The 19107-nt window shown below is 59.9% G+C and carries 16 protein-coding genes; 11 read left to right on the top strand and 5 right to left on the bottom strand.

Annotated elements, in window-relative coordinates:
- Window positions 1-252 precede the first annotated feature (252 nt).
- Complete coding sequence (locus tag ICA16_RS09865; RefSeq protein ID WP_210700499.1) at window positions 253-2430, top strand: malate synthase G; 2178 nt, start codon at window positions 253-255, stop codon at window positions 2428-2430.
- A gap of 199 nt (window positions 2431-2629) precedes the next feature.
- Here the strand turns inward: ICA16_RS09865 and ICA16_RS09870 are convergent, their stop codons facing one another.
- Window positions 2630-3076 (bottom strand): response regulator, encoded by a 447-nt coding sequence (locus ICA16_RS09870; RefSeq protein ID WP_150593683.1) that lies wholly within the window; start codon window positions 3074-3076, stop codon window positions 2630-2632.
- A gap of 253 nt (window positions 3077-3329) precedes the next feature.
- Here ICA16_RS09870 and ICA16_RS09875 point away from each other — a divergent pair, with 253 nt between their 5' ends.
- The 8 genes from ICA16_RS09875 to ICA16_RS09910 all read left to right on the top strand — a co-directional run bounded on the left by ICA16_RS09875 (window position 3330) and on the right by ICA16_RS09910 (window position 12488).
- Entirely contained in the window at window positions 3330-5270 is a 1941-nt protein-coding gene (locus tag ICA16_RS09875) for a putative nucleotidyltransferase substrate binding domain-containing protein (protein WP_210700500.1), read from the top strand.
- Entirely contained in the window at window positions 5267-5974 is a 708-nt protein-coding gene (locus ICA16_RS09880) for a 3'-5' exonuclease (RefSeq protein WP_150617768.1), read from the top strand. The genes ICA16_RS09875 and ICA16_RS09880 overlap by 4 nt, the downstream gene beginning before the upstream one ends.
- Before the next feature lie 202 nt (window positions 5975-6176).
- Complete coding sequence (locus tag ICA16_RS09885) at window positions 6177-6695, top strand: RNA polymerase sigma factor (protein ID WP_210700501.1); 519 nt, start codon at window positions 6177-6179, stop codon at window positions 6693-6695.
- Window positions 6692-7663, top strand: coding sequence for a FecR domain-containing protein (locus ICA16_RS09890; RefSeq protein ID WP_150617769.1), 972 nt, complete (start codon window positions 6692-6694; stop codon window positions 7661-7663). Before ICA16_RS09885 ends, ICA16_RS09890 begins: the two co-directional genes overlap by 4 nt.
- 246 nt (window positions 7664-7909) lie before the next feature.
- Window positions 7910-10345 (top strand): TonB-dependent siderophore receptor, encoded by a 2436-nt coding sequence (locus tag ICA16_RS09895; protein WP_210553516.1) that lies wholly within the window; start codon window positions 7910-7912, stop codon window positions 10343-10345.
- Between the two features lie 74 nt (window positions 10346-10419).
- A complete protein-coding gene (locus tag ICA16_RS09900) occupies window positions 10420-11550 on the top strand; it encodes a PepSY-associated TM helix domain-containing protein (RefSeq protein ID WP_210700502.1) in 1131 nt (376 codons plus the stop codon).
- Window positions 11547-11726 (top strand): hypothetical protein, encoded by a 180-nt coding sequence (locus ICA16_RS09905; RefSeq protein WP_150617771.1) that lies wholly within the window; start codon window positions 11547-11549, stop codon window positions 11724-11726. The genes ICA16_RS09900 and ICA16_RS09905 overlap by 4 nt, the downstream gene beginning before the upstream one ends.
- A gap of 132 nt (window positions 11727-11858) precedes the next feature.
- A complete protein-coding gene (locus ICA16_RS09910) occupies window positions 11859-12488 on the top strand; it encodes a glutathione S-transferase (RefSeq protein WP_210700503.1) in 630 nt (209 codons plus the stop codon).
- A gap of 244 nt (window positions 12489-12732) precedes the next feature.
- Here ICA16_RS09910 and creD read toward each other — a convergent pair whose 3' ends face one another.
- Entirely contained in the window at window positions 12733-14103 is a 1371-nt protein-coding gene (gene creD, locus ICA16_RS09915; protein WP_210700504.1) for a cell envelope integrity protein CreD, read from the bottom strand.
- Between the two features lie 169 nt (window positions 14104-14272).
- Here creD and ICA16_RS09920 point away from each other — a divergent pair, with 169 nt between their 5' ends.
- Window positions 14273-15277: an acyltransferase family protein gene (locus ICA16_RS09920; RefSeq protein ID WP_210553513.1), complete on the top strand. Its 1005-nt coding sequence runs from the start codon at window positions 14273-14275 to the stop codon at window positions 15275-15277.
- 21 nt (window positions 15278-15298) lie between these two features.
- Here ICA16_RS09920 and creC read toward each other — a convergent pair whose 3' ends face one another.
- The 3 genes from creC to rloA2 form a co-directional block, all read right to left on the bottom strand.
- Window positions 15299-16717, bottom strand: a complete 1419-nt coding sequence (creC, locus tag ICA16_RS09925; protein ID WP_210700505.1) for a two-component system sensor histidine kinase CreC — start codon at window positions 16715-16717, stop codon at window positions 15299-15301.
- Window positions 16717-17397 carry a two-component system response regulator CreB gene (gene creB, locus ICA16_RS09930; RefSeq protein ID WP_210700506.1) on the bottom strand — a complete coding sequence of 227 codons (681 nt, stop codon included), beginning with the start codon at window positions 17395-17397 and terminating at the stop codon, window positions 16717-16719. The genes creC and creB overlap by 1 nt, the downstream gene beginning before the upstream one ends.
- A 68-nt stretch (window positions 17398-17465) precedes the next feature.
- Window positions 17466-17972, bottom strand: coding sequence for a retropepsin-like aspartic peptidase RloA2 (gene rloA2, locus ICA16_RS09935; RefSeq protein ID WP_150593669.1), 507 nt, complete (start codon window positions 17970-17972; stop codon window positions 17466-17468).
- Window positions 17973-18219: 247 nt separating this feature from the next.
- Here rloA2 and ICA16_RS09940 point away from each other — a divergent pair, with 247 nt between their 5' ends.
- Window positions 18220-19107 carry an acyltransferase gene (locus ICA16_RS09940; protein ID WP_210700507.1) on the top strand — a complete coding sequence of 296 codons (888 nt, stop codon included), beginning with the start codon at window positions 18220-18222 and terminating at the stop codon, window positions 19105-19107.

Genomic DNA, 19107 nt, shown 5'->3' on the forward strand with positions numbered 1-19107 from the left:
GATTTTCACAAGCGCAACTCATCATGTAGTATGCCGCAGCGCGCACTACATAACGCTGGATCGATGTCTGCCCAAGGCATGTTCGCAATCCTGAAAGCCCCGTCAGCAAGGCCCCAAGCCGTTGATTGGTCCCAGCCCAGCCGCCAGCAATGGCATGTACTGGTCGGCAGGTTTGTGGTTTAAATGGCCAGAGGCTTCATTGGTAAATTGAAGAGCTGAAAAGCGAAATAGCTGAGCAGAGTGAGGCAAGCAATGACTGAACACGTTCAAGTCGGTGGCCTGCAGGTCGCCAAAGTCCTGTTCGACTTCGTGAACAACGAAGCCATTCCCGGTACCGGCCTCACCGCCGACAAATTCTGGGAAGGTGCCGACAAGGTCATTCACGACCTGGCACCGAAGAACAAAGCCCTACTCGCCAAACGCGATGACTTCCAGGCGCGTATTGATGCCTGGCATCAGCAACGTGCCGGTCAAGCGCACGACGCCCTGGCCTATAAAGCCTTCCTGCAAGAAATCGGTTATCTGCTGCCAGAAGCGGCTGATTTCCAGGCAACGACGCAAAACGTCGATGACGAAATCGCCCGTACCGCTGGCCCGCAACTTGTTGTGCCGGTGATGAATGCGCGCTTTGCCCTCAACGCCTCGAACGCTCGCTGGGGTTCGCTGTACGACGCCCTCTACGGCACCGACGCGATCAGCGAAGACGGTGGCGCCGAAAAAGGCAAAGGCTACAACAAGGTGCGTGGCGACAAAGTCATCGCCTTCGCCCGTGCTTTCCTCGACGAAGCCGCGCCACTGGCTGCCGGCTCCCATGTCGATTCGACCGGCTACAAAATCGCTGAAGGCAAACTGGTGGTCACCCTCAAGGGAGGCAGCAACAGCGGTCTGCGTAACGATGCACAGCTGATCGGCTTCCAGGGCGACGCCAACGCGCCAATCGCGATCCTGCTGAAAAACAACGGTCTGCATTTCGAAATCCAGATCGATGCCAGCACCCCCGTCGGCCAGACCGACGCGGCCGGCGTCAAAGACGTGCTGATGGAAGCCGCGCTGACCACCATCATGGACTGCGAAGACTCCGTGGCGGCCGTCGATGCCGACGACAAAGTAGTCATCTACCGCAACTGGCTCGGCCTGATGAAGGGCGATCTGTCGGAAGAAGTCGCCAAGGGCGGCCAGACCTTCACTCGCACCATGAACCCGGACCGCAGCTACACCACGGTCGATGGCGGCGAAGTGACCCTGCATGGCCGCTCGCTGTTGTTCGTGCGCAACGTCGGCCACCTGATGACCATCGACGCGATCCTCGACAAAGACGGCAACGAAGTGCCGGAAGGCATCCTCGACGGTCTGGTGACTTGCCTGGCGGCGATGCACAACCTCAACGGCAACACCTCGCGCAAGAACACCCGCACCGGTTCCGTCTATATCGTTAAACCGAAGATGCACGGCCCGGAAGAAGCGGCGTTCACCAACGAGCTGTTCGGTCGTATCGAAGACGTGCTGGGCCTCAAACGCAACACCCTGAAAGTCGGGATCATGGACGAGGAGCGCCGTACCACGGTCAACCTCAAGGCCTGCATCCAGGCGGCCAGCGAGCGTGTGGTGTTCATCAACACCGGTTTCCTCGACCGCACCGGCGACGAAATCCACACCTCCATGGAAGCCGGCCCGATGGTGCGCAAGGCCGACATGAAGGCCGAGAAATGGATCGGCGCCTACGAGAACTGGAACGTCGATATCGGTCTGAGCACTGGCCTGCAAGGTCGTGCGCAAATCGGTAAAGGCATGTGGGCGATGCCCGACCTGATGGCGGCGATGCTCGAACAGAAAATCGCTCACCCACTGGCCGGTGCCAACACCGCCTGGGTGCCATCGCCGACCGCCGCTGCGCTGCACGCGCTGCACTACCACAAGGTCGACGTGTTCGCCCGTCAGGCCGAATTGGCCAAACGTGCTCGCGCTTCGGTGGACGACATCCTCACCATTCCGCTGGCGGTCAATCCGAACTGGACACCAGAGCAGATCAAGAACGAACTGGACAACAACTCCCAGGGCATTCTCGGCTACGTGGTGCGCTGGATCGACCAAGGCGTGGGTTGCTCGAAAGTGCCGGACATCAATGACGTCGGCCTGATGGAAGACCGTGCGACGCTGCGTATCTCCAGCCAGCACATCGCCAACTGGCTGCGCCACGGTATCGTCACCGAAGCGCAAGTGATGGAAAGCCTCAAGCGCATGGCGCCGGTGGTCGATCGTCAAAACGCCAACGACTCGCTGTACCGTCCGCTGGCACCCAACTTCGACAGCAACATCGCCTTCCAGGCAGCGGTCGAACTGGTGATCGAAGGCACCAAGCAGCCGAACGGTTACACCGAGCCGGTTCTGCACCGTCGTCGTCGTGAGTTCAAGGCTGCCAACGGCCTGTAATTCTGCGTAGACGCTGGATATGAAAAAGCCCTGATCTTTGGATCAGGGCTTTTTTTTGTGAAAGCAGAATCAAAAGATCGTCCGATCGCGGCCCGAGCCTTCGGCAGCTCCTACAGGTGATCCCATGCAGGAGCTGCCGAAGGCTGCGATCTTTTGATCTTGATCTTCACACGCTCCGCGTTGGAATGTTCGGGTGGCGCTAAGGCTCAATCCCCAATTCATGTTTGACCAACCCCAGCAACTTGGCGGTATCAATCGGTTTGAGCAGAAAGTCCACCACACTCAAGTGCATCGCCGCGATCGCGTCTTTCACATCGGCATCGCCCGACACAATGATGATCGGCATCGCCGCCCGCACCGATTCGCGCACCTGTCGAACCAGATCAAGCCCACCGACGTTGCCCATGCGCAGATCAGTGATGACGAGCCCGATCGAAGGTTTCTCATCGAGCATCTTCAGTGCGGTTTCGCCACTGGCGGCGGTCATGCAGCGAATGCCGTCCAACGCCAGTATCTCCGCGAGCAGCTCGCGGGCGTCCTTGTCGTCATCGACGATCAGTACACGCTGCGGCGGCAGGTCGGGTTCGAGCATTACAGCGCTGAGCGCTTCACGCTCGGCGTCGCTCAAAATATCGTGGTCGGACATGGCGTTCTCTACATTTCCCAATCAATCACCTCGCTCAGTCGTCAGACATCGCCAGGCAGAGCTTCAATGTGCACTTCGTCGGATTTATTTCCAATAGCCGGGCGGACGAATTTCCGACTGAATGTGTAGGTCACTTCCCAAATATGCCCAACGGCATCGCCAACCTAGACTTACGTCCAATGGGCACCCCGGTCGCAGGGGTCGACCATGGCTGCAACGATCCGACAACAACAATTCGAAAAAGACTGCGGTAATGGTTATGAGTAAAGCGGACGCCTTCACCCAGGCAGGGAAAACCGCGGTGTTGCAGAACATTCAGGGCACTCTGCAATTCCTCCAGCGCTTCCCGCCCTTCAATCAGATGGAACACGCCCACCTCGCCTACCTGGTGGAGCAGTGCCAGCTGCGGTTTTACGGTGAGGGCGAGAGCATCATCAAGCCTGCCGACGGCCCGGTGGAATACTTCCATATCGTCAAACAGGGCCGCGTGGTCGGCGAACGTCCGCACACGGCCAAGGGCGGCACTGAAACTACATTCGAAATCACCACCGGCGAATGCTTTCCCCTGGCCGCGTTGCTGGGTGAGCGGGCAACACGCACCGAGCATCTGGCCGGTGAAGATACTTTCTGCCTGCAACTGAACAAACAGGCGTTCATCAAACTGTTCGCCCTCTCCAGCGCTTTCCGCGACTTCGCCTTGCGCGGGGTCAGCAGCCTGCTCGATCAAGTCAATCAGCAAGTCCAGCAGAAAGCCGTGGAAAATCTCGGCACCCAATATTCGCTGAACACCCGTCTCGGCGAGTTGGCGATGCGCCATCCGGTGACGTGCAGCCCCGACACGCCACTGCGTGAAGCGGTGAAGCTGATGCACGAGCAACAGGTTGGCAGCATCGTCGCGGTGGATGAGCACAAGGCGCCGCTGGGCATTTTCACCCTGCGCGATCTGCGCCACGTGGTGGCCGAAGGTGTCGGCGATTTCAGCGAAGCCATCGAGCGCCACATGACCCGCGCGCCGTTCTATCTGTCGCCGGATCACAGCGCCTTCGATGCGGCCATTGCCATGACCGAACGGCACATTGCCCACGTCTGCCTGGTCAAGGATCAGCGCCTGTGCGGCGTGGTGTCCGAGCGCGATCTGTTTTCCCTGCAACGGGTCGACCTGGTGCATCTGGCCCGGACCATCCGCAGCGCCCAGCGCGTCGAACAACTGGTGACCCTGCGCGGCGAGATCGGTCAATTGGTCGAGCGCATGCTGGCTCACGGTGCGTCCTCGACGCAGATCACGCACATCATCACCCTGCTCAACGATCACACCGTGTGCCGGGTGATCGAACTGACCCTCGCCGAAAAAGGTGACCCGGGGGTGCCGTTCAGTTGGTTGTGTTTCGGCAGCGAGGGCCGGCGCGAGCAAACGCTGCACACCGATCAGGACAACGGCATTCTCTTTGACGCGCGAGATGCGGCGCATGCAGCGGAGATTCGCGGCAAGCTGCTGCCGATTGCCCAGCAGATCAACCAGAGTCTGGCGCTGTGCGGCTTCACGCTGTGCAAGGGCAACATCATGGCCGGCAACCCCGAGCTGTGCCTGTCCCGCGCAGAATGGGCGCGGCGTTTTGCGTCGTTTATCCGCGAGGCGACGCCGGAGAACCTGCTGGGGTCGAGCATCTATTTCGATCTGCGCGTGGTGTGGGGCGATGAACAGGGCTGCGCACAATTGCGCCGGGGGATTCTCGATCAGGTCGGCGACAACCGTTTGTTCCAGCGCATGATGGCCGACAACGCCCTGCGCAATCGCCCGCCAGTGGGGCGCTTCCGTGAGTTTGTGCTGGCGCGCAAGAACGGCGAGAAAGCCACCCTCGATCTGAAAGTCCAGGGCCTGACGCCGTTCGTGGATGGTGCGCGATTGCTCGCGCTGGCCAACGGCATCGATGCCAACAATACGTTGGAACGCTTCCGTCAGTTGGTGGAGAAGCAAGTCATCGAGCGACTCGACGGCGCGGCATATGAAGAGGCTTATCACTTCATTCAGCAAACGCGCATGCAGCAGCATCAGATCCAGAGCCGCGAGAACCTGCCGTATTCCAACCGGGTCGATCCCGACAGCCTCAATCATCTGGACCGGCGCATCCTGCGTGAATCTCTGCGTCAAGCCCAACGTCTGCAAAGCAGCCTGACGTTGCGGTATCAGCTATGAGTCTGTTTTCGTGGCTGCGTCCGGCCAGCCCGGTGCTGCCGGCTGATCTGCAACAGCGTCTGGCGAGGCTGCCGGCGATCAATCAGCTGGGCGATTGCAGCCTGCGCGAACAGCGCTGGGTGGTGCTCGACCTGGAAACCAGCGGGCTGAACCTGAACAAGGATCGGCTGTTGTCGATTGGCGCTGTGGTGATCGAGGACGGCGCGATCGACTTTAGCCAGCAGTTCGAGCGCACGCTGCAATGCCCCCAGGTGAAGCTCGGCGCCAGTGTGTTGATCCATGGCCTGGGGCCGAACGCGATCGCCGCCGGCAGCGACCCGGCCGAGACGCTGGTGGAATTCATGGAGTTTGTCGGTGACAGTCCGGTGTTGGCGTTTCATGCCCCGTTCGATCAGCACATGCTCGGACGGGCGCTGAAAGAACATCTGGGGCACAAATTGCAGCATGTGTTTCTGGATGTCGCCGACATTGCGCCGTTGGTGTGCCCACAGGCGAACATTCGCGAAGCCGGGCTGGATGAGTGGATCGACTGGTTCAAGCTTGAGGTGTTCGAGCGGCATAACGCGAGTGCCGATGCGCTGGCGACGGCGGAGTTGGCGTTGATACTGTTCAGCCGGGCGCGGGGGCAGCAGATTCATAGTCCGCTGAATTTGCAGCAGCGCTTGAGCCAGTGGAAGCGCAGGCAACAGGCGCCCTCTTTCTGACTTTAAACAACACACTCCCCCGTAGGAGCTGCCGAAGGCTGCGATCTTTTGATCTTATAAACAGCAAAATCAAAAGATCGCAGCCTTCGGCACCTCCTACACAGGGCAGCACCCGACCAGTGGCCAATTGCTAACCATTCCCACCTCTGCCAGAATCGCGAACAATTCGCGTTAGTTAATATTTCCCAATCGGTGATGTCCGGTGTCGTCAGTCCCAAGCCCTCACAGTGAGCTCGTCGGTGCGATGTATCGCGACCATCGCGGTTGGCTGCTGGCGTGGCTGCGGCGCAATGTGGCCTGTCCGCAGCGTGCCGAAGACCTGAGCCAGGACACTTTCGTGCGCCTGCTCGGCCGCGATGAGCTACTGACACCGCGCGAGCCCCGGGCCTTTCTGGTGGCGATCGCCAAAGGGCTGCTGTTCGATTACTTCCGCCGCGCCGCGCTGGAACAGGCTTACCTCACCGAACTGATGCTGATCCCCGAAGGCGAACAACCGTCGGTGGAAGAACAGCAACTGATCCTCGAAGACCTCAAGGCCATCGACCGCCTGCTTGGCAAACTGTCGACCAAGGCCCGCGCCGCTTTCCTTTATAACCGCCTCGATGGCCTCGGCCATGCCGAGATCGCCCAGAAGCTCGGCGTGTCGGTGCCGCGCGTGCGCCAGTATCTCGCTCAAGGCATTCGTCAGTGCTACATCGCGCTGTACGGTGAGCCATCATGAGTCCGGCCAGTTCCAGACCCGTACCGGCGCATGTGCTGGACGCGGCGATAGCCTGGCAACTGACCCTTGATTCCAGCAGTCCGCTAGAGCGCGAAGAATTTGCCAAGTGGCATGCAGCCCATGAAGAACATGCTCGCGCATGGCGCCAGTTGGGCATGCTCGATCAGCGTTTCAGTGTCGCCAAAGGGCCGGCCCGCAGTGCGCTGCTGCAATCGCGCGAAAGCATTCGCCGCCGCGTGCGCAAATTAGGCAGTGGTCTGGCCAGCGTTGTTGCGGTGGTGGGCCTGGCCCTGTTTGCCGGTGAACGCTATCTGCCGCTCGATTACTGGCTCGCCGACCAGCGTACCGCCACCGGCGAACAGCGCACTGTGCGGTTGGCCGACGGCACGTTACTCAACCTCAATACCCACAGCGCCGTGGACGTGCGTTTCGATGAGAAGCAGCGCCTGATTGTTTTGCAGGAAGGCGAAATCCTCATCGAAACCGCTCACGGCGACACGCGCCCCTTTATTGTCGAGACTCGCGAAGGCAGCATGCGCGCGCTCGGCACGCGGTTCCTGGTCAAGCGCGAGGAACAAGGCACGCGCCTGAGCGTGCTGCAATCGGCGGTGGCGGCACATACGCAATCGAACCCTGCAGAACAGATCCTGCGCGAGGGCCAGCAAGTGCTGCTGCGCAGTGACGGGCTTGGCTCGATTGTCGCCCTCAACCCCGGCGCCGATGCCTGGACACGCGGGATGCTGGTGGTCGACAACGCGCGACTGGGCGATCTGGTGCATGAACTGGGTCGCTACCGCCGCGGGCATTTGGGCGTGGCACCGGAAGTGGCCGATTTGCGCATTACCGGCAGCTTCCCGTTGCATGACACCGATAAAGCCTTGAGCGCGCTGCTGCCGACCCTGCCGGTGCAGATCGAGCAGCACACGCCGTATTGGGTCACCGTGGCGAAGGCTGAGCCAAAGCCCTGAGAAATCTGCTGTCTGGAAGATTTCTATCGCGAGCAGGCTCACTCCTACAGTTTGCAATGCATTCCCCTGTAGGAGTGAGCCTGCTCGCGATATGGCAGCCCGCCGCCCCGACAAAACAAGGGTTGCCACAAGCATCAGCAGCCCCACTTGAAGTTAATCGAAATTATTTTCATCCAGCCCTATCACTTTTTGATTTTCATCCGGCACACAGGCAATTGAGAAATATTTTCATTCAGGAGCCGCCGTATGTCCCGTTCGCTAGACACCTTGTTGCGCCCCAGTTTGCTGGCGGTTGCCATTGCCCTCAGCTCCCCGCTGGTCAGCAGCCAACTGATCGCCGCTGAACAAGCGTCCAGCGTTCGCGCCTACAACCTGCCGCCCGCGCCGCTGTCGACCACCCTGAACCAGATCGCCAGCCAGGGCGGCCTCGCGCTGTCGCTGAACCCGGCGCTGGCGGCGGGCAAGACTTCGGCGCCCGTGAGCGGCAATTACGACGCCGCCGGCGCTTTGCGTGCGGCCCTGCGGGGTACCGGTCTGCAACTGGAACAAAGCAGCACCGGCACTTACACCTTGGTGGCTGTGCCGGAAGGCGTGATGGCGCTGCCGGAAACATCGGTCATCGGTGTAGAGAATCTGGAAACGGCCTGGAGCCCGGTCGAGGGCTACACCGCTACCCGCACCGCCGCCGGCAGCAAAACCGACACCGCACTGGTCGAAGCGCCACGTTCGATCTCGGTCGCGACCCGTCAGCAAATGGAAGACCGTGGCGTGCACAGCCTCGATGACGCCGTGCGCTACATGCCGGGCATCACCGCCAGCAGCTATGGCAGCGACACCCGGGCCGACTGGCTGCGCGTGCGCGGCTTCGAACCTACCCAGTTCCTCGATGGCCTGCCGCTGCCAAAAGGCGTCTACGCCAACCCGAAACAGGAAACCTGGAACCTCGACCGCCTCGCCCTGCTGCGCGGCCCGGCCTCGTCCGTCTACGGCCAGACCCCGCCGGGCGGCTTGCTGGACATGGTCAGCCGTCGCCCAAGCGATGTCGCCAGCAGTGAAATCCAGTTGCAGTACGGCAGCGACAACCATCGCCAGATCAACTTCGCCAGCACCGGCAAGATCGATGAAGCTGGCCAGTTCCTCTACGGCATCAGCGGCGTAGTACGTGACAGCGGCACGCAGGTCGACCACGTCGACAACAAGCGCTACAACATTGCGCCGAGCCTGACCTGGAACATCGACGACGACACCAAGCTCACCCTGCTGAGCCAGTTCACCCGCGACGATACCGGCATCACCAGCCAGTTCCTGCCGATTCAGGGCACCAAGATCAAATCGCCATTCGGTGATATTTCCCATCACAAGAATCTCGGTGATCCGGACTGGGAATACTACGACCGCACCTACTACGCGTTGGGTTACGCGTTCGAACATCGCCTGAACGATGTCTGGCAGTTCAAGCAGAACCTGCGTTACACCAAGTCGGATCTGTCGTTCCAGGCACTGACGGTTGGCTCGTATCCATTCACTGAAGTCGATGACCAGGGCAACGTCGGTCGCTCGTCCACGAGCGTCGATGAAGACATCAGCCAGTTCGCGGTGGACAACAACTTCCAGGCTGACTTCGCTACCGGTGACATCCGCCACACCCTGCTGCTGGGTCTGGATCATCAGCGCAGCAACACCAACTACACCTCGATTTTCGGCTTTTCGGATACCACTCCGGGTACCAACGTAATAAACCCGATCTACGGCCAGCCGATCGTGCGTCCGGCGCGCTCCACGGCGTTCTACGACTACAACCAGAAGACCTACCAGACCGGCCTGTACGTGCAGGACCAAATGGCCCTCGACCAGTGGCGCCTGACCCTCGGCGGCCGTGAAGACTGGGTGCACACCAGCACTCAGTTCATCAACAGAGGCGATGCCACCAACACCCAGCGCGACAAGGCGTTCAGCGGCAACGCGGCGCTCAGCTATGTGTTCGACTCGGGCTTCGTGCCGTACCTGTCGTACGCCGAATCCTTCCAGCCGACCACCGGCGCCGACGCCACCTCCACCGGTTCGCTCAAACCCACCGAAGGCAAGCAGTGGGAACTGGGCATCAAGTACCAGCCGCCGGGCAGCAAGACCCTGCTGAGCGCTGCCGTATATGACCTCACCCAAAAGAACGTCTCGGTCAGCACCTTCGTCGACGGCGTTTCGATCACCAGCCAGACCGGCGAAGTGAAAGTCAAAGGCCTGGAGCTGGAAGCGGTCTCCGACGTCACCGAGAACCTGAAAGTCATCGCCGCCTACACCTTGGCCAAGTCTGAAGTGCAGAATGGCGCCGACAAGGGCAATCGCCTGCAATTGATGCCGAATCAACAAGCCTCGTTGTGGACCGACTACACCTGGCACACCGGCGTGCTTGACGGTTTCGGCATGGGCGCCGGCGTGCGTTATACCGGCAACACCTACGGTGACAAGGCCAACACCTGGCTGGGCAAGGCGGACGCCTACACCGTGTTCGACGCGAGCGTGCATTACGACCTCGGCCGTCTGGACAACAGCCTCAAAGGTGCGTCGCTGGCACTCAACGCGACCAACCTGTTCGACAAGGAATACATTTCCACCTGTGACAGCTTCTACTGCTACTACGGCGACACGCGCAGTGTCGTCGCCAGCGCCACTTACAAGTGGTAAGCGACTGAGCTGAAACAGGCCCTGTAACCTGGCCGTCCCTCGCGGACGGCTTTGGTGTTTTTGAAGGTCATGAAATGAAAAGTAAAACAATTCGCCGCTGGTCGTTCATCCACACCTGGACCAGCCTGATCTGCACCGTGTTTTTGCTGATGCTGGCTCTGACCGGTTTGCCGCTGATTTTCAGCCACGAAATCGACCATCTGCTGGGTAACGCCCCCGAGTTGCGCGAGATGCCGGCCGACACGCCGCAGCTCAACCTGCAACAACTGGTCGACGCCGCGCAGAAACATCGTCCGGGCGAGGTCATGCAGTACTTCGGCTACGACGACGAAGAGCCCAATGCCGCATTCGCGATCATGGCGAAAACCGCCGACACCGAACCGAACTCCTCGCACACCTTCATGCTCGACGCGCGCACCGGCGAAGCGCTGGAAACTCCTTCGGCCAACGGCGGTTTGATGCTGTTCATCCTGCGCCTGCACGTCGACATGTTCGCCGGGCTGCCGGGCAAACTGCTGCTGGCGTTCATGGGTTTGCTGTTTGTCGTCGCGATTGTTTCGGGGACGGTGTTGTACCTGCCGTTCATGCGCCGGTTGAAATTCGGCACCGTGCGCCAGGAAAAATCCACGCGCCTGCGCTGGCTCGATCTGCATAACCTGATCGGCGTCGTCACCCTCACGTGGGCGCTGGTCGTGGGCGTGACCGGCGTGATCAGCGCCTGCGCCGACCTGCTCATCGCCGCTTGGCGCAACGATGCGCTGACCACGCTGATCGCACCCTATCGCGATGCACCGCCGCTGACGCACCTGGCCCCCGCCACCCGATTGCTCGACATTGCCGGCGAAGTCGCCCCCGGCATGAAGCCGGATTTCATTGCCTTCCCCGGCACGCGTTTTTCCAGCGAGCACCATTACTCGGTGTTCATGAAGGGCGGCACGCATTTGACCTCGCACCTGCTGACGCCGGTGCTGATCGACGCCACGACGTTGAAAGTCACCGCCGTGGCCGAACGCCCGTGGTACATGGACGCCATGGGCATGTCGCAGCCGCTGCACTTTGGCGACTACGGCGGCATGCCGATGAAAATCCTCTGGGCGACGCTCGATGTGCTGACGATCATCGTGCTCGGCAGTGGCGTGTATCTGTGGGTGGTTCGGCGCAGGGCGGCCAAGCCTGTGCTGGAAACGACGGAGGCGTCTGCATGAAGCCGCGTCAGTCGAATTTCTGGAAGGTGTTCAGCACACCGCTGGTGATTGCGTTGCTCAGTGCGGCGGGGTTGTTTGCGGCGTTGTTGGGGGATGGTATCTGGGATGCGTTGAGCTGGATCGGACTCGGCGTGCCGGCCTTCCTGGCAATACGCGGCTTCCTGCCGAAAAGATGACCGTGTAGGAGCTGCGGCACGCTGCGATCTTTTGATTTTGATCTTGAATGCAGGATCAGGATCAAAAGATCGCAGCGTTCCGCAGCTCCTACAGCTAACCTTCTGATCTTCGACGACCACCGAGGTTTGCCAATGTCCGCCCCCAGCATGACCCTGTTCCACAACACGCTCTCCCCGTTCGTACGCAAAGTGATGGTGTTGCTGCACGAGACCGGTCAGCAGGAGCGCGTTGCATTGCAAGACTGCGTCCTCAGCCCGGTCAGCCCGAGTGCCGAGCTTAATGCCGACAACCCCTTGGGCAAGATTCCGGCCCTGCGCCTGGCCGACGGCAACGTCATCCATGACAGCCGCGTCATCCTCGAATACCTCGATCACCAGCACGTCGGCAACCCGCTGATCCCCCGCGAAGGCTCGGCCCGCTGGCGGCGCCTGACCTTGGCCTCGATGGCCGACGGGATCATGGATGCATCAGTAATGGTGCGATATGAACTGGTGCTGCGCGCGCCGGAAAAACACTGGGACGAGTGGCTCGACGCGCAACGCGACAAGATCCGTCGCGCGCTGGCCCTGCTGGAAAAAGACGCGATTGCCGAGCTGACCAGCCATTTCGATGTTGCTGCGATCAGCGTCGCCTGTGCCTTGGGTTACCTCGATTTGCGCTTCCCGGACCTGGGCTGGCGCGAGGCAAACCCGCAACTGGCCAACTGGTTCTTTGAAGTCAGTCAGCGACCGTCCATGATCGCGACCATGCCCAAGCCTTAAGTCTGCTGCACCTGTCCCGGCCTCATCGCTGGCAAGCCAGCTCCCACAGTGGATCTGGGTGTGGCAGAGAAATCTGTATCAGCACAGAACCTGTGGGATCCGGGCGTGACAGAGAAATCTGCTTCAGCACGGAACCTGTGGGAGCTGGCTTGCCAGCGATGGCACCACCTAGGTTGCGGCGGTAGTGACGCAAAAATCAGCGTCACCAGCACCTCAGCCTCCCGCTGATCCTCTCGCAGTCCACTCATTGCACCGCTCCAATATCAAACTCCAGTGGCCTGGCCGGCTTCTGTGCGATCCCGTACCAATCCAGTTTGCGCGTCAGCACCATGAACACACCCAGCAAGCCAAACAGCAGCAACGAGCCCATCAGCAGCGCGTAATCCTCGGCGCTCAGCAAGCCATAGAGCAAGCCATACAACGCCGCCAATCCCGCCGAAAAACTCAAGCCATGACGCACGCTGTGCAGCACATGGCAAACATAGAACCCGATCAACAACACACAACCGCTGGCCGATAGCAGATACGCCGGACCAAAACCGATGTGTTCCGACAGCGACAGCAACAACAGATAAAAGAACGCCAGCGCGACCCCCACCAACGCGTACTGCACCGGGTGCACCGCCAGGCTCTTGAGCACTTCGAACAGGAAGAAACCAGCGAACGTCAGCACGATGAACAGCAACGCATACTTGATCGCACGGTCGCTCTTCAGGTACTGATCTACCGGATCGATGAAACTCACGCCAAAGCGGCGGCCATTGAAGGCCTCGCAATCATTGCTGCTCACACAGCGGCTCATGGCGTCCTGCAAGTTGGTGGAGAAGAATGTGGTCTGCCAATCCGCGCTGAAACCGGCATCATTGATTTCGCGTTTGGCCGGCAGGAAGTTGCCGATAAAACTTGGATGCGGCCAGTTGGCGGTGAGGCTCACGCTGCTGCTCTTGCCCACCGGCAGCACTTGCAGCGAGCCGGTGCCTTGCAGACGCAGGTCGAAGCCGAACGCCAGTTCCGTGGTTTTGCTGGTGTCGAGCAGCGGCAGCGTCACCCGTACGCCTTCGCCGAGCCAGCCGACTTGCGTGCCGGGAACGAAGTCCAGGCGCTGGCCGTCGAGTTCCAGTTTCAAGGCGTTTTCGATGCCGCGAATGTCGCTGATGCCGACCGCGAGAAACGGTACATCGAACTGATAGTCGACGAAGTCTTCCTTGATGCCCAATTGCGCCGGCAGGGAGAAATGCCCGTTGATGCGGTTATCGGCGTGAAACAGCCGCGCCTCGTAAATGCCCCGGGCGCGCAGTTCGGTTTGCACCTGACCATCGAGTTCGAAGCGTTCTGGCAAGAAGTACAAACGCCCGCGCTCTTCGCCCGGCTCGTCATAACGCTGATTGGTTTTGTCGTTGATCTTCCAGTTGTGCACCACTTTACGATACGGCACCACCATCACCGGCCCGCTCAATTGCTGGCTGTAACTGGAGCTGCGAGCGATGTCTTCAAGCACGCCGTCACGCAGTTGCTGGCGATCATCGATGACGCCGTCGATCATCAGCAACGGCACCAGCAACAGCAGAATCAACAGGCCAATGGCCCCGAGTTTTATGGTCAGACTTCGGTTCATGAGGACGCTCCCTGGTTGGAATGGGAGCGAGTCTGGGAGTGCTTCATGGTTTTGTTATGGAGGTTGTGTGGGATTTGCATGTAAATACGTGTAGAAACCTTTTTCCGGTAGGCGTGGCTTATTGCAACCCGGCTAACCTGGAACACTTTACGGATAAAGGGCTATCACGTTGCACAACAACTCATTCGATTTGATCAGGCACATCGCCGCGCTGATGGTGCTGGTCAGTCACCACTTTGTGCTATCGGGTCGGGAAGAGCCTGGCATTGCCGGTTACAACTCGCTGGGCGGCATCGCCGTCACCGTGTTTTTTGCGATATCCGGCCTGTTGATTACCCAGAGCTACATCAATGCGCGCAGCTTCGGCGATTACCTGAGCAAACGCGTCGCGCGCATCTTTCCTGCGTTGATCTTATGCGCGTTCGTCATGACTTATATCGGTGGCAGTCTGTTCGCCGAAGGTTATGTCAGCGGTTCGAGTGCCTTGATCGACTTCCTGCGTATTTCGGTTTTTGGCAGGGCCGACATCAGAGAAATCACCGACGGCTTTATTTTCGCCGACTCCTTTAATGGGAGTTTGTGGACACTGAAAATCGAGTTCGGTTTTTATCTGCTGCTGGCGGTCGCGCTTGGACTCTATCGACGATCTCTGCTGCCGTGGATCCTGCTGGTGATGTTTGTTATGGCCACCTACGTCTTGGGCAATTACGTGACGGGCGCGCTGGCGCAGAAATTGGCGGTGTACAGCACGGCCGGCATCGCGTTCTTTGCCGGGGCCGTGATGGCTTTCTATAAACAACACTTGAGCGACGCGCGCATTCTGGCGCTCACCTTGGTCGCTGGCATTGGCTTGATATTGGTCAGCATCGGTACGGCGTTGGCCGGTGTGCTGGCGACGCTAGGCTTTTCTATCGCCACCGTGAGTATCGGCCTGCTGTACGTCGACCAAAGTATCCGCGGGCGCTTCGATATTTCCTACGGCATTTATCTTTACGCATTCCCGGTACAGCAACTGGTGATCAACAAGACCTCGCTTGGTTTTGGTTCGTCGATGCTGGTGTCCACGCTGATCGTGATTGCGCTGGCAATCGTGTCCTGGCGTCTGGTCGAGCAACCGGCGCTGCAATTTATCCATCGCAAGAATCGTCAGCGCGCGGCACAGACACCAGCATGACCTGAGCACTGCGCACTGCCTCTAAGGCAGGCGCACTGTCACTTGCACACCGCCCGGCACATTGCAGATCGCGAGTTGGCCACCGTGCAACTTGACCACTTCTTCAACGAAATTGAGCCCAAGCCCGGTGCTCTTGCGCCCACTGTCCGGGCGCGGCAGTGAGTAGAAGCGTTCGGTCAAACGCGGTAATGCGTAATCAGGAATCGGTGAGGTTTCATTGAACAAGCGGACTTCGATCTGTTCCCCCAACCGTTCGGCACTAAAGCGCAGCAAGCCCTGACGCGGGGTGAAATCCAGCGCATTCTCCAGCAGATTGCCCAACGCCTGACGCAGCAGAAATGGCTCGCCGATCACCATCAAATCCGCCGCAACCGCTTGTTCAATGCGCAACTGTTTGCCTTCAATTCGCGCAGCCTGGGCGTGCAACAACTCATCGACCAACACTGTCAGCGGCACGGCCACGCGTTCCTCCAGACCCTGTCGCTGTTCCACTTGCGCCAGATTCAACAAGCGCTCGATCAACTGCTGCATTCGTGCACTTTCGCTGTCGATGTTGCCGACAAAACGCAGGCGCTGCACCGGTGCCATCTCACCCTGCAACAACTCCGCCGCGCCACGAATCGCTGCCAGCGGACTTTTCAGTTCATGGGTAAGTGTGTGCACGTAACGCTCGACGTAGGCCTTGCCCTCCAGTTGCGTGCGCATCTGCTCCACCGCTGTCGCAAGCTGCTCCAGCTCGCCGCCGCGATAGTGCGGCACTTCCACCCGCCGCCCTTCACTGACGGCCTGGGCGTAACCGGTCAAACGATGCAGTGCGCGACTCAGCCACCACGACAGCAACGCGCCAAACAACAGACCGAGGCCGATCAACCCGGCACCATAAAACAGCAAGCGCCGCTCGGTGCGATCAACATAGGGTTGCAATGAGCTGTTGGGCTTGGCCACCGTCACCACACCGATGATCTGCCCGTTGTCACGAATGGGCGCGCCGACGTGCATCACCGAAGAACTCGGGTCATCGGCATCGCTGCGGCTGGACCGGGCGCCGTATTCACCACGCAGGGTCAGGTAGACGTCGTTCCAGCGCGAATAGTCCTGCCCCACCGCCACGCCACTGGAGTCCAGCACGACGATGCCATTGGCGTCGGTGACGTAGATGCGGTGGTTGACCTGATTCTTCGGCAAGCCCCAGATCGTCGCTTGCGGCTGGCGTTCGCCGTAAGCACGGAGCAGTTGCGGCCAGCGATTCTCACTGAGGGTGCCGGCCTTGAAGTCGTCTCGCAGGATCTCCGCCATCAGGTTGGCGGTATCAACCAGCGTTTCTTCGGTGGACTGACGCACCCCGGGGCGGATTTCTTCCATCACGGTGTTGAGCACGAAATAACCGGTCAGGCCGACAAACAGCACATACACCAGAAAAACTCGCAGGCCCAACGACATCAGCTATGCCCCGGGCTGTAGCTGTAGCCGAGGCCACGATGGGTCTGGATTGGCTCGGCTTCAGCGCGGACCAGGCGCAGTTTGGCGCGCACGCTTTTGATATGGCTGTCGATGCTGCGCTCGTACCCGGCATCGGCGGCCACTCCCAGCGCATCGAGTAATTGTTCGCGACTGAACACTCGCTCCGGTTGTTCGAGCAGGCATTGCAGCAGGCGGAATTCATGGCGGGTCAGGCTCAATGCCTGGCCGCGATAACTGATCTGGACGCGCTCGGGATCAATGCGAAACAGTGTCGAAGTGGCCTCAATGACAGGACGCGGCGCCATACGCTTGAGGATTGCCCTCACCCGCGCCGCGACCTCCCGTGGGCTGAACGGCTTGACCACGTAGTCGTCAGCGCCGATTTCCAGTCCCACCACACGATCAATCTCGGCATCGCGAGCACTGAGGAACAGCACCGGCACCTCACTGAAGCGCCGCAACTGCCTGCAGGTTTCGAAACCGCTGATGTCCGGCAGGCCGATGTCGAGGATGATCAGGTCGGCCGGTGTCTGCCGTTGATGCGCAAGCGCCGCCTCGCCAAGGCTCACCCACGTGGTGGTGAACCCCTCGCCCTGCAAGGCAAAAATCAGCGTGTCGGCAATCGCCGCTTCGTCTTCGACAATCAGGATATGAGGCATGGCATCCGAGCCCGTGGGTTATGTGCGCGAACGGTGCCCCAAGCCTGACGTTACGTCAATGAGACCACTTAGCAGTCCGGCTTGTCGGCGGTGTAACGACGGGCCGGGTTTACAGCCGCGTCAAACTCACGCAGGGCTTTGGCCCCGATCAGCAGCGGATAGTTGAAGTGGCTGCGGTCGGTCAGGTTGACCTCGACGGTACGTTTGACGTTACCCAGGCACAGCTCAAGATCCACCACCGGGCGCTTGGCCGCTTCAGTGGTTTCGCGCTCCTCGTCGTCCTCGTCGGAACGGCTTTTGATCTTGCTGATGCGCGCGACCTTGTGTTCGTAGACTTTGTTGCTGGCGTCTTTGGTGGCGAGGCGGAAACGTACCCAGTCGTCGCCATCGCGGGTGAAGGTCTCGATGTCCTTGGCCGACAGCGAGGCAGTCAGCGCGCCAGTGTCCATTTTGGCCTTGAGCACTTCACCACCGATTTCCGGCAGCGCAATGTATTCATAGCGCCCATAGAGGGTCGGCTCAGCGGCCATGACCGGCAGGGCGACAAGGGCAAACAATGCAAGGAGGGATTTCACGTAGGGGGCTTCCTTGGGGGAGTTAGGCAATGGGATTTTAGACCGTTGTCTTTGAATTCGTTCGGCAAACCCAAGATCAAAGGATCGCAGCCTTCGGCAGCTCCTATAGTGATCAGGGTAGGAGCTGCCGAAGGCTGCGATCCTTTGATCTTAGTGGTGCAAAGGTGAAACATTCGTCAGCGCAGATTTGGCCTGTCGCCCGAAGCTGCTTATCATGGCGGGCACATCCGTCTTCAAAGAGTTGCTTATGCGCCGCCTGCTCACCGGCTGTTTCGTCACCCTGCTGCTGTTGCTCAACACCCTGATCCTGATCGGACCACTGCTGGTGTTTGCGCTGATCAAACTGATTGCGCCCGGCCGCTGGCGCGATCATGCGTCGGCGGCGGTGATGTGGATCGCCGAGACCTGGGCGGAAATCGACAAGCTGATTTTCCGCCTGTGCATCCCGACTCAGTGGGACATTCGCGGTGGAGAAAACCTGCGCCGGGACACCTCGTATCTGGTGGTGAGCAACCATCAGTCGTGGGTCGACATTCCGGCACTGATCCAGACCCTCAACCGACGCACGCCGTTCTTCAAGTTCTTCCTTAAAAAGGAGCTGATCTGGGTGCCGTTCCTGGGTCTGGCCTGGTGGGCACTGGATTACCCGTTCATGAAGCGCTACACCAAGGCTTTTCTGGCGAAAAACCCGGAGCTGGCGGGCAAGGATCTGGAAATCACCAAAGCCGCCTGTGAGTTGTTCAAGCGCCAGCCGGTGACGGTGGTGAATTATCTGGAAGGCACGCGCTACACGGCGGCCAAAAGCAGCCAGCAGCAATCACCGTTCAACCAATTGCTCAAGCCCAAGGCCGGCGGCGTGGCGTTCGTGCTGGCGGCGATGGGTGAACAACTGGACGCGATTCTCGACGTCACCGTGGTTTATCCACAGCAGAAAATTCCGGGATTCTGGGACTTGATCAGCGGCGGCGTGCCGCGAGTGATCGTCGACATCCAGACCCGCGAACTCGACCCCGCGCTGTGGCAGGGCGATTACGCCAACGATCCGGTGTTTCGCGAGAAGGTCCAGAACTGGGTCAACCAACTCTGGACGCTCAAGGACCAACGCATCACCGAGTTACGCGGCGAGCGGTGCTGA

The sequence above is a fragment of the Pseudomonas anatoliensis genome (assembly GCF_017976235.1).
Classification (GTDB): Bacteria; Pseudomonadota; Gammaproteobacteria; order Pseudomonadales; family Pseudomonadaceae; genus Aquipseudomonas; species Aquipseudomonas anatoliensis.

Coding starts and splice junctions, on each gene's coding strand:
- ICA16_RS09890 (WP_150617769.1), top strand. CDS start 6,692: ATGAGTCCGGCCAGTTCCAGACCCGTACCGGCGCATGTGCTGGACGCG.
- ICA16_RS09940 (WP_210700507.1), top strand. CDS start 18,220: ATGCGCCGCCTGCTCACCGGCTGTTTCGTCACCCTGCTGCTGTTGCTC.
- creD (WP_210700504.1), bottom strand. CDS start 14,103: ATGAACCGAAGTCTGACCATAAAACTCGGGGCCATTGGCCTGTTGATT.
- creB (WP_210700506.1), bottom strand. CDS start 17,397: ATGCCTCATATCCTGATTGTCGAAGACGAAGCGGCGATTGCCGACACG.
- ICA16_RS09905 (WP_150617771.1), top strand. CDS start 11,547: ATGAAGCCGCGTCAGTCGAATTTCTGGAAGGTGTTCAGCACACCGCTG.
- ICA16_RS09865 (WP_210700499.1), top strand. CDS start 253: ATGACTGAACACGTTCAAGTCGGTGGCCTGCAGGTCGCCAAAGTCCTG.
- creC (WP_210700505.1), bottom strand. CDS start 16,717: ATGTCGTTGGGCCTGCGAGTTTTTCTGGTGTATGTGCTGTTTGTCGGC.
- ICA16_RS09895 (WP_210553516.1), top strand. CDS start 7,910: ATGTCCCGTTCGCTAGACACCTTGTTGCGCCCCAGTTTGCTGGCGGTT.
- ICA16_RS09910 (WP_210700503.1), top strand. CDS start 11,859: ATGTCCGCCCCCAGCATGACCCTGTTCCACAACACGCTCTCCCCGTTC.
- ICA16_RS09875 (WP_210700500.1), top strand. CDS start 3,330: ATGGTTATGAGTAAAGCGGACGCCTTCACCCAGGCAGGGAAAACCGCG.
- ICA16_RS09900 (WP_210700502.1), top strand. CDS start 10,420: ATGAAAAGTAAAACAATTCGCCGCTGGTCGTTCATCCACACCTGGACC.
- ICA16_RS09880 (WP_150617768.1), top strand. CDS start 5,267: ATGAGTCTGTTTTCGTGGCTGCGTCCGGCCAGCCCGGTGCTGCCGGCT.
- ICA16_RS09870 (WP_150593683.1), bottom strand. CDS start 3,076: ATGTCCGACCACGATATTTTGAGCGACGCCGAGCGTGAAGCGCTCAGC.